Source organism: Cellulophaga geojensis KL-A, from assembly GCF_000568425.1.
In the GTDB taxonomy this organism is placed as follows: domain Bacteria; phylum Bacteroidota; class Bacteroidia; order Flavobacteriales; family Flavobacteriaceae; genus Cellulophaga; species Cellulophaga lytica.
In genome coordinates this window covers 148,904-163,555 of the sequence record NZ_ARZX01000005.1, presented here as the reverse complement: position 1 = coordinate 163,555, position 14,652 = coordinate 148,904, and the positions used below count along the sequence as shown (strand labels likewise).

The window sequence follows — 14,652 nt, the reverse complement described above, 5'->3', positions numbered from 1 at the left end:
TTAATCTATTGAAACGGATAGTTTTCCTTTAGCATTTACCTTTTCTAAAAAATGTTCAGCAGCATATTCCTGAAAAACAGGAAAGTCTTGGTATGCAACTATTATATTTTTAGCATTACTAGTATCTATTGTAGTTAGTACATAAGGGTTACCAAATACATATAGTATTACATTTTTAGTAGCCATTAAATTGGTTAATAACTGTAATTCATTATCAGAAATTCCAAAGTTATTTTTAGGTTTAATACTTGGCGGATATAAAGCTACAACTATATTTTCTTCAGTTTTTACAGCTTCTTTTATTTTAGATACTGTAGTTGTGGTTGTGTTGTAGCTAGTAAATTTTAATTCTTCTTTTATCGTATTAAAAAAAAGATTCTCTTTATTACTAGTTATCTCAATACCAGCAAATCCATCAGACTTAAAATTAGTAATAGTATTGGTATCACCTTTAACAGCAGTTAAACTTTCTGCAGCTAATTTTGTGTTTAAACTTTTTGAAGTGTAATACTCTTTAGACGGACTAACAACAGTATTCATTGCTTTTTCTTTAAGCTGCCACACTCTTTTAAAGCTTTCTTCAATTTGTTGCTCTGTGGCATTTTTTAAAATAGTAGCAATACCTTCTTTAGTATTTTCTGCAAAACATAGTACATCATTACCAGCATCAAAGGCAATCCACTCCAATTCTCCTTTGGTAGGGTATAGTTTAGATACACTACGCATATTTAAGGCGTCAGAAATTACTACATTATTAAAATTCATTTCTCCTCTTAAAAGTCCTTTTATTGTTTTTTTAGATAGGGTAGTAGGTGTATTTTTTTCTTCGGTTAGTGAAGGTACAGCCAAATGGCCTATCATTACGCTTTCTATTCCGTTATTTATAAGTTGCTGAAAAGGGTATAACTCATTTGCTAATAAAGCTTCTTTGGACTTATTTATTACAGGCAATCCAATGTGCGAGTCAGTAGCTGTGTCTCCGTGACCTGGAAAGTGTTTAAGACAGCTAATAATACCTTGGCTTTGCATACCATTAACAAAAGCAATGGCATTTTTAGTTACTAGTTCTTTGTTTTCTCCAAAAGACCTATAGCCAATTACCGGGTTTTTAGGATTGTTATTAATGTCTACTACTGGAGCCAAGTTCCAATGTACACCAGCATCTTTACAATCTTTAGCAATGTTTTTGCCAACTTCATATATCAGAGAATCTTTATTCTGCATTGCGCCAAGTGTAATAGCATAAGGGTATTGCGGAGTATTGTCTACACGCATTGCCAATCCCCATTCTGCATCAATAGCAATTAGCAAAGGGTATTTAGCAGCTTTTTGGTATCTTTTTATTAAAGATTTTAATCTGTTTAAACTAAGTGTGTCGCTTTTATTTTGTGCGTCGTTGTTAGCAGCTGCGCTAGTTCTACTTTTAAAAAAGCAAAGCGCACCAATGTTTTGGTCTTTTATAAGTTGTTCTAGTTTTACAATTTCTTCTTCAGTGTCGTTAATATAAGCAGCAGGCATAAAAAGTTGTCCAATTTTTTCTGCTGTTGTAAGTTGTTTTGTAGCTGCTGCATAAGCTTCTATTACGTGTAAACTTTTTGGTTTTTCATTTTGGGTAATAGCTGCTTTTTTAGGTGTATTGTTGCAGCTGATAAATAAAATTAATACAAGAAAAAAAGAAATTTTGTTGGTTTTTAAGTCAAATAAAATTTTAGGGTAATTAAGCATAATGTAATAATGTAAGTTGTTATGCTAAAATAGGTTTTTTATAGGTTGATATTAAATCGACTTTTAAAAAAAACTAATTAAAAAAGATAAAAAGGGTTAAATTTGATAAAAATTTAGAATAACAACCACACATAATACATGTTAGACTACACTAAAGTTACCGAAACTTCATCAAACTATACAGATTTAGAATTAATGAATACTAGTACCATTTTAACTAGTATGAATAATGAAGACAAAAAAATTGCAGATGCTGTTGCATTATGTATTCCTGAGATTACAAAACTGGTAGATGCATTAACAGAACGCTTTAATAAGGGAGGGCGTTTATTTTATATAGGTGCAGGAACTAGTGGAAGGTTGGGTATTTTAGATGCTTCTGAAATACCGCCAACTTTTGGATTGCCACACACCAAAGTTATAGGTATAATAGCGGGTGGCGACACAGCAATTAGATTGCCGGTAGAAAATGCAGAGGATAATAAAGAGCAAGCTTGGAAAGATTTACAAGCTTACGGCATTAACCAGAATGATACCGTTGTGGGTATTGCGGCATCTGGTACAACACCTTATGTAATAGGAGGCGTAACAAGAGCTAAGGAAAACGGATTGTTAACAGCTTGTATTACTAATAACCCAGGCTCACCACTAACAAAAGCTGTAGAAATTGCAATTGCGGTTATGGTAGGTCCTGAGTTTGTAACTGGTAGCACACGTATGAAAAGTGGAACATCACAAAAATTGGTGCTTAATATGATTTCTACAGCATTAATGATAAAAATAGGTAGGGTTAAAGGAAACAAAATGGTAAATATGCAGCTTAGTAATGATAAGTTGGTAGACCGTGGAGCTCGTTATGTAGTTGAAGAGTTAAATATTCCTTATACAGAAGCTGAAACTTTACTTAAAAAGTACGGATCAGTAAAAAAAGCAGTAGAGTATTATAAAAAATAATCATTTATAATTTATTTTTTAAAGTTATAAATGAAAAAGGTGCATTTGCATTACGTTTTATAATTTTAGTAGCAATACATCAAAAAAACAATAAGTTTAAAAACACAGTAACACATTATAAATATATGGGTTACTGTGTTTTTTGTTTTACTTATGTTGTAAATAAAACAAAATATAGTGGTTTAGGTTCTTTGTTTTTTAGGTTGTAAAGTTAAAAAATGTTCTTATTTTTGTAGTTAATTACTTACTGTTTAAAGTTGTGTTATATGGCGTTAACTGTTGTATAATGTACTTTTATAGATTAAATACATAAAATAGGACACTATTTTACATTTTTTGACGTTAATATAGACCTAAGAGTTATAATGATTTAAAAATACAGTTTTTACAAAATTACTCTAAAGTTTATAGCAATTCCCCAAGTTGCCATAATCTTTACAAAAATTGACTTAACCTATGCAACCAAGTAAAAGAAAACTTGCGTTATGTGCTATGCTATTAGTTTTTGGCTTTATAGTATGCACTACCGCTATTGCTAATCCTAAAGTATACGGCTTTATAACAGACGTAATTACTTTTGACGATGCTTTATTTAAAGCATTAACATTGGAGGAGAAAAAAGAAACTCCTGCCAAAGAAAAAGTTAACCTCATATCACCAACAAAGAAAAAAACGGTTAAAGCCAATACGTTGGCAACGCCTGTAATGTTTGCAACTATTATTAATGGAGCAAACGAAGAGAGTACTTGTCCGGATGATGGTAGTACACTTGCAAAATTTTTCTTGTGTGGTACAGGAGATGATAGAACAGTATCATTAAGTACTTCAGGTAGTACTTATGTATGGCAAAAATTGGGGTCTGGTTGTTCATTTGTTGGTTCAGATGATTGTCCTACATACAACAGTGCTTGTAGTGGAGATTGGGTAACAGTAGGTAATGATCCTACGTATTTGTTAGACGCCAGTAATACAGGTGTAGAAGGTGAATATAGAGTGCGCGTAGACTCTGGTGTTTACTATCACTTTAGAGTAACATCTAACCCTTTAGACCCTCAAATTACATCAAAAAATATTATATGTGGTAACCCAGGAAATATAGAGGTTACTAATGTGCCAGCAGGATATGAATATAGTTTAAATTCTGCTTCAGGGCCTTTTCAAGATAGCCCTTCTTTTGATATTACAACACCTGGTAACTACCAAGTGTTTGCTCAGTTAAAAAATGCACCAGCTACTTCTTGTATTTTTCCATCAGAAATAGTAACAATTACTGAGGAGTCTATGACAGTAGATGTTACAAAAACAGATATTATTTGTAGTGGAGAAAAAGGAAATATTGGTGTGTCAGTTTCTGGAGCTACTGGTTTTTACAGTTACAGACTTTTAAAAAATGGTGTAACATTAGATACTTTTGGACCTAGTGCAAATACAAGTCATACTTTTAACAACTTAGGACCAGGAACATATTCTGTTCAGGTAGAAACTAACGACTGTGATGTAACTGTAACAGAAATTGCAGGAGACCCTATTACTATTGGTAATGGTTTAGCGCCTATAGAGGCTACAGCTTTTGCAACCGACAGTTTTGGTTGTGGCGCAACAAGTGTAGATGTTACCTTAGATGTGTCTGGAGGAACCTCTCCTTACCGTTATAGTTTAGATGGCGGAGCAACTTATAGTACTACTTTTGCTAGTTCGGTTGTTTTTGCTGTTAGCTCTGCAGGTACCTATAATATTTTGGTAGAAGATGTTAATGGTTGTACAAAAGACGCTGCTGTAGAAGTACAAAATATACCACCTCCTGTATTTAATGTAACAGCAGAAGATGCCAATTGTGGTGGCGCAAATAATGGAAGGTTAACAATTAATGTAACAAATAGTAATGGGTACGCTTTAGAATATAGTAATGATAATGGTATAACTTTTCAAAACAGTAATGTATTTTCTAGTTTGGCTCCAGGATCTTATGATGTTGTAGTAAGGTATCAACAAGATACTTTTGTTTGTACAACAGCACCAGTATCAGAAAGTATAGGAACTCCTTCATCAATATCATCATCTACATCAATAACAGCACAACCAAGTTGTGGAAATGAAAATGGAGGAGAAATTACATTTACACCTGCAACTGGTGGTACAGGTCCTTATGAATATAGTATAGGTTCTGGTTTTGTAACTGGCACTACTGTTTTTCCTGGTTTATCTCAGGGAAGTACATATACACCACAAGTTAGAGATGCTAACGGTTGTGTAGAGACGCTACCAGATGTAACTTTTGCAGCATTAAACGAGCCTACAGATATAGATTTTACGGTATCTAGCATAGACTGTGGAACTGGTACAGCAACTGTTAGTTTAGCAGTAATAGGTGGTGGAACAATAACAGATTATGAAATTATTGCACCAAGCTCTGTATCTAATGGGACAAATAATGTTTTTACAGGTTTAGGAATAGGAAGTTACACTTTTAGAGTAACAGATGCAGGCGGATGTTCTTACACAGAAAGTTTTGCTATTAATGATATTAGTTCTATAAAAGTTACTGCACAATTACAAGACAACGTTACTTGTGTGGGAGATTCTGATGGTCGTGGACGCTTTGTTGTAGATGGTTTTGCATCTACTTATCGTTATCAAATAGATGCAAATCCTGTGGTAACAGGTCAATCAGACAACTTTATAAGTGTTAGTGGTTTAGCTGCGGGTAGTTATACAATAACGGTTACAGATGAAGAAACTAATTGTGTAGAGACAGCAACACTTACTATTAGTGAGCCATCTGCACCATTAACAATGGCACCTACACTTACACCAATGAGTTGTGCTAATAATAATAGAGGTTCTATTACTGCAAACGCCACTGGTGGTTGGGGTAGTTATAGCTATACTTTAGAAAGACCAGGAGCTTTGTCTGATATAGGTCCAAGAAATAATTCTAATTTCACAGGCTTAAGTCAAGAAGGAGATTATGTTTTAATAGTTGAAGACAGTGAAGGATGCTCTACAAGTTATAACTTTACATTAACAGCATTAAGTTCACCAACATTAACGATAGATACTAGCGCGTCAGATTTTTGTTTTGATAGTACAGATGCGGCAACTATAAATGTAACAGCTTCTGGAGGTGATGGTAATTATGAATATAGAGTAAATGGTGGTGCTTGGTTTGCAGGTACTGCAAATGAATCTATACCTGCACCAGGTCCAGGTAGCTACCAAATACAAGTTAGAGACGGTAATGGTTGTACAGATTTAGTAGGCAGAAATATTAGACCAGAAATGACTACAACTGTAGCCATACAAAAAGAGTTAACGTGTAGTTTAGTTCCAGGAGACGGAGATGCAGAAATAAGAGTAAATGTATCTAGCGGAAACACACCATATCAAACTTATGAGGTAAGTTTTAATGGATCAGCATATAGTCCTGCTGTAGGTTTTACAGGTTCTTCATTTGTTTATACAGCAGCTGTAGATGGTACATATCAGTTTAGAATAACAGATAATGAAACTTGTACGGTAGAAACAAACGTAATTACACTTAGTCCTACAGAGACTATTGCGGCAACGGCTAATGTAACAGATCCTACTTGTGGAGACGATGCTACAGGTAGTGTGGAGTTGGTTCCAGATACTACGGTTGGTGTTCCTCCTTATCAATATAGTTCAGATAATGTAACATTTACAAACCAACCTGTATTTAGTAACTTATCTCCTGGTAGTTATACATACTACGTAAGAGATAGTAGAGGTTGTGATGTAGCAGTTCCTTTTACAGTTGGTCCTGCAACACCTGGAGTAGATGCTACAGTAGATTTTGTAGGTCCTACTTGCGGTGTAACACCTGCAGACGGAGAAATAAATGTAACAGCAGTGTCTAACGGTACAGCTCCGTACACTTATACTTTATTAGATACAGCAGGTAATGTATTAGCAACTGTAGGTCCTACGGCAGCAACTACAGCAAATTTCCCTGGTTTAGCAGAAGGAGATTATGTAGTAGAAACTAGAGATGCTAGCACTTGTGAAGATAGAGATGTAATTAATTTAAGGCAAAATAATTTAACTATAACACCAATTCCAACAATAGGTCTAGATTGTTCTACGGCTTTTCCTTTTCTTGTAGATATTGCAGGTGGTACAGCACCTTATTTAATTGGTTTGGTAGGGGAAACATTGGTGTCTCCTAATGTAGATGCAGATACGCATGATTTTACAGGACAGGTTGAGTATGGAATAACATATTTTGTAGAGGTTTTAGATGCAGCTGGTTGTACTCATATTCAGCAAATAGATCCTATTCCTACATTAAACCCATTAACAGTAGATGCAACATCATCTGCGGCTTCTTGTGCCACTCCAGATGATGCAGATGTAGATTACACAGTAGATGGTTTACCTAATGGTTCAGATATTATAATTAGTTTAACAGATACAGATACTGGAGCTATAATTAGTGGTCCAACTACAGTAAATAATGTGACTTTTCCTTATACAGGTACTTTTACAAACTTACCTGTAGGAAATTATCAGGTAATAGTTACAGAAGATACTGGTGTTGCAAATTATTGTAATGCAAGTGCCTTGGTTTCAATAACAAATGATAACCCAGCACCAGTTGTGGAGCGTAATACAAATGCAACCTGTTTAAATCCAAACGGACAATTAGTTTTACGTGGAGTAGGTGGGTCACCAGCATATAATTTTGGAGTAGTGCCAACAGGAGATCCTGCGCCAACTCTTACAACAAATAATATATACGATTTACCTCCTGGAACTTATGATGTTTATATAGAAGATAGTAAAGGTTGTACGTCTTTATTAACTGGTGTAGTAATAGGTACGGATCCAGCCTTGGCAGATCCATTAGTAGATGTAACTAACCAATGTTTTGCTGTAGCAAATTATACTATAGATGTTACTTCGCCTTTAACAACACCAGGCGGACCAGAAACTACGTTTCAATATGATATTGGTAATGGTTTTCAAGATAGTCCAAACTTTACAGTACCTAATGCAGGTACATATACTGTAACGGTTCGTGATGGTAATGGTTGTACAAGTAGTACGGTTGTAGAAGTGTTTGATTTCTTCTCAATATCTGCAAGTGCATCATCACAACCATCATGTAATAATGCAGACGGTATAGTAGAAGTAGAAACTACAGGTGGTAGTGGTAATTTTAGGTATGAATTAGATGATGGCACAACCACTACAACTCATGAACCAACAGACACAGATCCTGAAATTTTTACAGGTTTAGCTCCTGGTAGCTATACTATAACAGTAACAGATTTAGATTCTAATACAACTCCATTATGTTCAGATATTACCACGGTAGAAATTATTACTGTAAATACACCTGTAATTGATACTACTGTTGTAGAAAATGTTTCTTGTAACGGAGCAGATGATGGCAGTATTACCGTAGAGTTAGACCCTGCTTCTGCTACAGATGCACCTTTTGAATATAATATTTATGTGGGTACTAGCACAACACCATTACAATCTATAGAAGATGCAACTTTTGAAAACCTTGAACCTGGAACTTACCAAGTAGAGGTAGTTTCGGAAAGAGGTTGTGCTGTAAGGTCTGGAAATATTGTTGTTAGTGAGCCAACTGTTTTAGAGGTTACTCCAGTAGCACCAGATTTTACATGTAATCCTTCTGCAAACTCATTTAGTACAACAACTATTACTATTTATACAGATGATAACGGAGATGGTACAGGAACTGATACAGGTAATGGAGACTATAGCTACAGTTTAAATGATGGAACTCCTTTTTATGATGGTACTAACTTTCAATCTTCTAATACTTTTGAAATTATAGATAGAGGAGTAGACCAAACTATAGATGTTATTGTAAGAGACGGTAAGGGCTGTGAAACAACAGAGACTATTACAATAGCTACGCCAACAGACTTAACTTTTAACTTTAATATGTTAAATCCTATTACTTGTGATGCCACAGGTTCTGGAGCCTCGGCAGGTCAATTAGAAATTATTGTAGACCAAGGTCCAGGTAATTATGAAGTACAAGTGTTACCATTAGGATCTCAGCCAGCTCAATTTTCTAGCGGATCAGATCGTGTTGTTTGGGATGTTACTGTACCAGGAGATTATATTTTTGCAGTAAGAGATATAGATAGTGGTACCTGTTTGTTTGTAACACCAACAGCTACAGTGCCAGATTTTAATGTTATAAATGCCGTAATTAGTGAAGTTAAACCTGTTTCTTGCTTTGGAGCAAGTGATGGTGAAATAAGTATAGAAGTAAACGATTATAATGGAGCTTATAATTATGAGGTATTTTTAGTAGATAATACAGGAACAGAAGTTACTACAGGTGTTACAGGATCTTTTGATACTACAGCACCGATAGCAACACCAGAAATTATTACGGGCTTACCTGCAGGTAACTTAATTGTTAGGGTAGAAGCTTTAGAATCTCCTTTTTGTGATACAGCTAGTAATACTGCGCCAGTTAGGTCTCCAGACAGAGCATTAACCACTATGGCAGAGCAAACAGCTTACGTTACTTGTCAGGTTCCAGGATTAGGAGAAATTACAGCAACATCAGACGGTGGTTGGGGTACTTATGAGTATCAGTTAGAAAAAGAAACAGCAACACCAGGCACATATACAGTAGAGGTAGCTTATGGCTCTTCTCCAATATTTAGTAACCTATCTGAAGGAAATTATAGAGTAAGCAGTAGAGATGCTGGTGGTTGTATTGTTTTTGATGATATTACACTGAGTTTACCAGTTGCTATTAATGCAGATATAGAAATTGTACAACCATTACTTTGTCCTGGAGCAAATGATGGTGTAATTAGAGCTTTTAACGTAACAGGAGGTGAAGATTTAGATGGTGATGGTGAAGAGTATTTATTTCAATTAAATAGGTTAGATAGTTCTGGTGCAATTACAAATACAAGTGGACTACAAGAATCAGCTACCTTTCCTAATTTACCTTCGGGGTATTATACAATTACTGTTTTTGACGGTTGGGATTGTAGCTTTACTACGCCACAAATTTATATTGTAGACCCAGAACCTGTAGAGGCAGAGTTAGTAGAAATTACACCTCCTGGTTGTGGAGACTTAGGAAGAATAGGACTTAGTGTTACAAACCCAGTTGCTGGTATGGAGTATTTTTACAGAAGATCTGGAACAACAGACGCTTTTGTAAGCTTTGGAGGTCCAGATGTTACATCTGTTACCATTACTATTCCAGATATTGACGCAGACCCAGGACCATTTCAATATGATGTTCAAAATGGAAATGGTTGTCCAGAACAGCAATCTAATGAAGTTGGTTTAGATAAAGCACTTCCTTTAGTTGTGGCATTAGATTTAGTAGATGCAGAAATTAAATGTCAGGGTGAAGCAACAGCTATAATAAGGTCTGAAGCTTTTGGAGGAATAGGAAACTACAATTATACATTAGTTAATAACGATTTAGGTGGTGTGCCAACAGCACCAACTGCAGCAGACATTGTTAGACCAGAGCAGTCTTCTGGAGTATTTAGAAACTTAAGTCCTGGTACATACTATGTATATGCAACTAGTGGAGGATGTTCTGCAATATCTGATATTATTGAAATAGAACCAAAAATACCATTAGAGGTTATTATGTCTGAGGCAAACCCAGTAAGTTGTACGGGAGATTTTGATGGTAGTATTAGAATTGAAGCAAGAGGAGGTACAGGCCAAATTAAGTTCTCTATATCAGATACTTTAAGTGAGTTTTTTGTAGGTGATGAAGATCCAAACACAATTACTTTTGAAGACTTAGCACCAGGTACATATTCTGTTTTAATACAAGATGAGGTTGGTTGTAGTATTTTAAGAGAAATAACAGTTGAAGAACCAGAGGTATTAGTTGTTGCAGATGTAGATACTACACCAGAGTTGTGTATTAATGCTGCAGATGGTACAGCTACACTTTCTATATCTGGGGGAACACCTTTTGTAGACCCAGTTACTGGAGATGAGTATTATGAGACAAGTTTGAACTCTGCTGATCCAGCTGATTTTGTAAGAAACGATGATTTATTCTTTGATAATTTAGCAGGAGGCGAAACTTATGTTGTCTTTATTAGAGATGCTAATTTGTGTGATACTAACGCTGTAATTAATATAGATTATGGTGTAGATTTAACAGCAACACCAATAATAGAGTATGGTTGTAGTGGTATATTCCCTTTTAGTACAGTTACTATAGATATGGCAGATAGCAGTGTAATGTCTAATTTAATGTTTTCTTTAGATGTAGATGATATTGCAATGGCAACTACACAAAATGTCTTTGGAGATTTAGAGCCAGATACAATGCATACGGTATATATTTACCACAGTAATGGTTGTTCTACTTCTGTAGACTTTACTTTAGATGCTTATGATCCGTTAACTCTTTCAGCAATAAAAACAGGACCTAATGAAATAACTGCTTTAGCGCAGGGCGGATATGGAGGTTATACTTATTTTTTCCAAGGAAACTCTCAAGGAGATAATTCAATTTATCAGCTAAATGAAGATGAAACTGTTACCGTACGTGTAGAAGATGCACAAGGTTGTGTAGCTGAGGTTAAGTTAGAGTTTGAGTTTACTGGTAAAATAGACATACCTAATTTCTTTACACCTAATGGAGATAATGAAAATGATAGATGGGCACCTAAAAACAGAGAGTTTTTTCCAGACATAGAAATTATCATTTATGATAGGTATGGTAGAGTTGTAGCAAGGTTAGATGATGTTACATCTTGGGATGGTACTTATGAAGGTAACGAAGTGCCAACAGGAGATTATTGGTATGTAGTTAATGCTAATGATAAGGAGAAACAACGTTATGTTGGTCACTTTACACTATACAGATAGTAAAAAAAAGGCGCTTTTTAGCGCCTTTTTTAGTTAATAGAATCAAAAGTATTGGGTAATTTTGTACCTAAAGTTGCTTACTGGTATGAATGAGGAGAGATTAAATACGGCATCACATGCAATAGGTGCTGTTTTTGGGTTAGTTGGTTTATTTGTGTTATTGTATTTTAATACTAATAAAACTACGTTTGCTTTTTTTAGCTTAGTAGTATATGCAGTGTCAGTAATAATGTTGTATACCGCATCAACTTTATATCACGCAGCTACAACAAAGGCTTTAAAAGAAAAATACAGAATTCTAGATCACATTAGTATCTATGTTCTAATAGCAGGTACTTATACACCAGTGGCTCTAATAACGTTAGAGAATGGTAATGGCTGGCTTATTTTTTGGGTAGTTTGGGGTATAGCCATTGTGGGCATTATTCTAAAACTATTTTTTACAGGTAGGTTTGAGGCTTTGTCATTATTACTTTATTTAGCAATGGGTTGGCTTATAGTTTTAGACTATTCTAGTTTAGTTGCAAACGTAAGTTCGTTGGCGTTAAACTTATTGTTTTTAGGAGGAGTATTTTATACAGTAGGAATTGTATTTTACGCAATACGCAAAATACCTTACAATCATTTTATTTGGCACCTGTTTGTTTTGGCAGGTAGTGTGGCACACTTTTTCTTTATATTAACGCTAATTTAGTCTGTTTTATCCTTTAATAATGTCGCTATAATCTTCAAAAAAAGCTTCAAACTTTTGCATATTTTCATTTAAGAAAACCATTGTCTCTTGCCAAGTGTTTTTGTTGTGTATGCTAACATTTTCTTTAATCACATAAATTCTAGAAATTTCTTTTTTGTTATCTAAAATGTAAGCGTCTGTAAAAATAGCATCAGGTAAAAAATCTGTAGTAATAATAGATTTTAAGGAAGATAATTTTTCCCAAGTATCTATCTGCTTTTCTAAATCATTATGCTCTAAATCTAAAGTTACCATTGCAGTTTTTTTATCAAAATAAAACTTAAAAGATAAATTTTTAATTCCTGTATTGTAAAGTGTCCATTTCCTAGGAAACGATTTTCCAAAAGAAATCCAGAACTCTTCACGCAATTTTTTAGACTCTTCTCTGCTAAACATATCTTAGATAAAATAAGCAATAGCTATACCAAAAATGATAACTAATAACTTTCTTGAGTTAAACTTATGACCTTCTGAGCTTTCAAACAAAATAACTGTAGAAATATGTAGTAAAACTCCAATAACCAATGCTGTAATTTGTATATGGTACGTCTTTAAAAAAGTTAAATTGGAACTTAATAAACTACCTAATGGTGTCATAAACGCAAATAGCGTAATAAATAATACTGCCTGTGCTAGTTTAATTTTAGAATTAAGTAAAAAAATACTTAAAATTATAGCAATAGGAATTTTATGAACCAATATGCCATACACAAAGTTATGATTGTGGTGGTGACCAAGTGGCATACCTTCTAATAATGAATGTATAGATAAACTAATAAAAAGCATCCAAGGTAAATTAACACTATCTATATTAAGGTGCACGTGACCGTGTTCTGCTCCTTTAGAGAAAAACTCTAAAAATATTTGCAACAAAATACCAAGCATTATAAATACACCAACTTGTTTAGGGTCTCCGTGTTCGTATACCTCAGGAAAAAGTTCAAAAACTGTTATAGCTAATAAAAAAGCCCCACTAAAAGCAAGTAGTAACTTAAATATTTCTTTATTTTTTGGTTTGGTAACGTAGACAAAAATAAAACTAAGCAATACCCCAAGAATAGGTAATATATAAATCATAAATAAATTGGTGTTACACAATTTTGCAGACAAAATGTAATAAGGGGCAAAATTAATGTATTTTTGCGTATTCTTTAAGATACCTATGGATAATTATAAAATGATAGCCAAAACCTTATTTGGTTTTGAAGAGATTTTAGCAAAAGAACTACGCAATTTAGGCGCAGTAAATGTAAAAGAAGGCGTACGTTGTGTCTTTTTTGAAGGAGATAAAGGTTTTATGTACAAAGCAAATTTATGCTTGCGTACAGCTATTAAAATTATAAAACCTGTAACTTCTTTTAAGGTGTATAATGAGCAAGATTTATACAGGAAAATGTATGCTATAGATTGGGGAGAGTTTTTAACTACAGATACTACTTTTGCTATAGATACTACCATTAAGTCTGATATGTTTACGCACTCCTTATACGTGTCTCAAAAAGTTAAAGATGCCATTGTAGATAAATTTAGAGATACAGAAGGCGAAAGACCTAATGTAGATGTTAAATTCCCAGATGTACGTTTTAATATACATATACAGAATGATACTTGTAATGTAGCTTTAGATTCATCAGGTAGATCTTTGCACCAACGTGGTTACAGAACAGCAACCAATATTGCGCCAATAAATGAAGTTTTAGCAGCTGGTTGTCTGTTATTAAGTGGTTGGGATGGTCAGTGCGATTTTATAGATCCTATGTGTGGTAGTGGTACTTTTTTAACTGAAGCTGCTATGATTGCTTGTAATATACCAGCTAACATAAATAGAAAAGAGTTTGCTTTTGAAAAATGGTCTGATTTTGACGAGGATTTGTTTGATAAAATTGTAGACAGTAGCTTAAATAAAACAAGAGATTTTCATTTTAAAATAAAGGGGTTTGATAAAGCACCTTCTGCTGTACGTAAAGCTCAAGATAATGTAGAAAATGCTAATTTAGATGATTATATAACTGTTGAGCGTAAAAACTTTTTTGATACAGAAAAAGAGGTAGACGGTCATTTACATATGGTGTTTAACCCGCCTTACGGGGAACGACTAAATATAGAAATGGAAGAATTTTATGCAAGTATAGGAGACACTTTAAAGCAAAAATACCCAGGTACAGATGCTTGGTTTATAACTTCTAATCTTGAAGCATTAAAACACGTAGGTCTACGTCCGTCTAGAAAAATAAAAGTGTTTAACAGTCACTTAGAATCTAGGCTTGTGAAATATGTAATGTATGAGGGAAGTAAAAAAGCTAAGTTTAATAAAGATAGGGAGTAACCTACTAAAATATAATATTAGTAAAAGGGAGCAA

At 34.2% G+C, this 14,652-nt stretch carries 7 protein-coding genes; 4 read left to right on the top strand and 3 right to left on the bottom strand.

The window, feature by feature from the left end:
- Complete coding sequence (locus tag KLA_RS06125; protein ID WP_084470685.1) at positions 1–1,725, bottom strand: glycoside hydrolase family 3 protein; 1,725 nt, start codon at positions 1,723–1,725, stop codon at positions 1–3.
- 138 nt (positions 1,726–1,863) lie between these two features.
- Here KLA_RS06125 and murQ point away from each other — a divergent pair, with 138 nt between their 5' ends.
- The 3 genes from murQ to trhA all read left to right on the top strand — a co-directional run bounded on the left by murQ (position 1,864) and on the right by trhA (position 12,253).
- Entirely contained in the window at positions 1,864–2,679 is an 816-nt protein-coding gene (murQ, locus tag KLA_RS06120; RefSeq protein ID WP_034644578.1) for an N-acetylmuramic acid 6-phosphate etherase, read from the top strand.
- Positions 2,680–3,135: 456 nt separating this feature from the next.
- Complete coding sequence (locus KLA_RS06115; RefSeq protein ID WP_034644577.1) at positions 3,136–11,559, top strand: T9SS type B sorting domain-containing protein; 8,424 nt, start codon at positions 3,136–3,138, stop codon at positions 11,557–11,559.
- A gap of 85 nt (positions 11,560–11,644) precedes the next feature.
- On the top strand, positions 11,645–12,253 hold the full coding sequence (trhA, locus tag KLA_RS06110) for a PAQR family membrane homeostasis protein TrhA (RefSeq protein ID WP_034644576.1): 609 nt from the start codon (positions 11,645–11,647) through the stop codon (positions 12,251–12,253).
- A gap of 6 nt (positions 12,254–12,259) precedes the next feature.
- On the opposite strand, the gene KLA_RS06105 is transcribed toward trhA, so the two are convergent.
- Both KLA_RS06105 and KLA_RS06100 read right to left on the bottom strand, forming a co-directional pair.
- Complete coding sequence (locus KLA_RS06105; protein ID WP_013619819.1) at positions 12,260–12,688, bottom strand: DUF4268 domain-containing protein; 429 nt, start codon at positions 12,686–12,688, stop codon at positions 12,260–12,262.
- Positions 12,689–12,691: 3 nt separating this feature from the next.
- Positions 12,692–13,369: a ZIP family metal transporter gene (locus KLA_RS06100; protein WP_034644575.1), complete on the bottom strand. Its 678-nt coding sequence runs from the start codon at positions 13,367–13,369 to the stop codon at positions 12,692–12,694.
- Positions 13,370–13,454: 85 nt separating this feature from the next.
- Between KLA_RS06100 and KLA_RS06095 the strand changes: the two genes are divergently transcribed.
- Positions 13,455–14,618, top strand: coding sequence for a class I SAM-dependent RNA methyltransferase (locus KLA_RS06095; RefSeq protein WP_141103694.1), 1,164 nt, complete (start codon positions 13,455–13,457; stop codon positions 14,616–14,618).
- Positions 14,619–14,652: the final 34 nt, after the last annotated feature.

What these genes read in the sequence shown, in the direction of transcription:
- murQ (WP_034644578.1), top strand. Translation starts at nt 1,864, where the DNA reads ATGTTAGACTACACTAAAGTTACCGAAACTTCATCAAACTATACAGAT.
- KLA_RS06095 (WP_141103694.1), top strand. Translation starts at nt 13,455, where the DNA reads ATGGATAATTATAAAATGATAGCCAAAACCTTATTTGGTTTTGAAGAG.
- KLA_RS06100 (WP_034644575.1), bottom strand. Translation starts at nt 13,369, where the DNA reads ATGATTTATATATTACCTATTCTTGGGGTATTGCTTAGTTTTATTTTT.
- KLA_RS06125 (WP_084470685.1), bottom strand. Translation starts at nt 1,725, where the DNA reads ATGCTTAATTACCCTAAAATTTTATTTGACTTAAAAACCAACAAAATT.
- trhA (WP_034644576.1), top strand. Translation starts at nt 11,645, where the DNA reads ATGAATGAGGAGAGATTAAATACGGCATCACATGCAATAGGTGCTGTT.
- KLA_RS06115 (WP_034644577.1), top strand. Translation starts at nt 3,136, where the DNA reads ATGCAACCAAGTAAAAGAAAACTTGCGTTATGTGCTATGCTATTAGTT.
- KLA_RS06105 (WP_013619819.1), bottom strand. Translation starts at nt 12,688, where the DNA reads ATGTTTAGCAGAGAAGAGTCTAAAAAATTGCGTGAAGAGTTCTGGATT.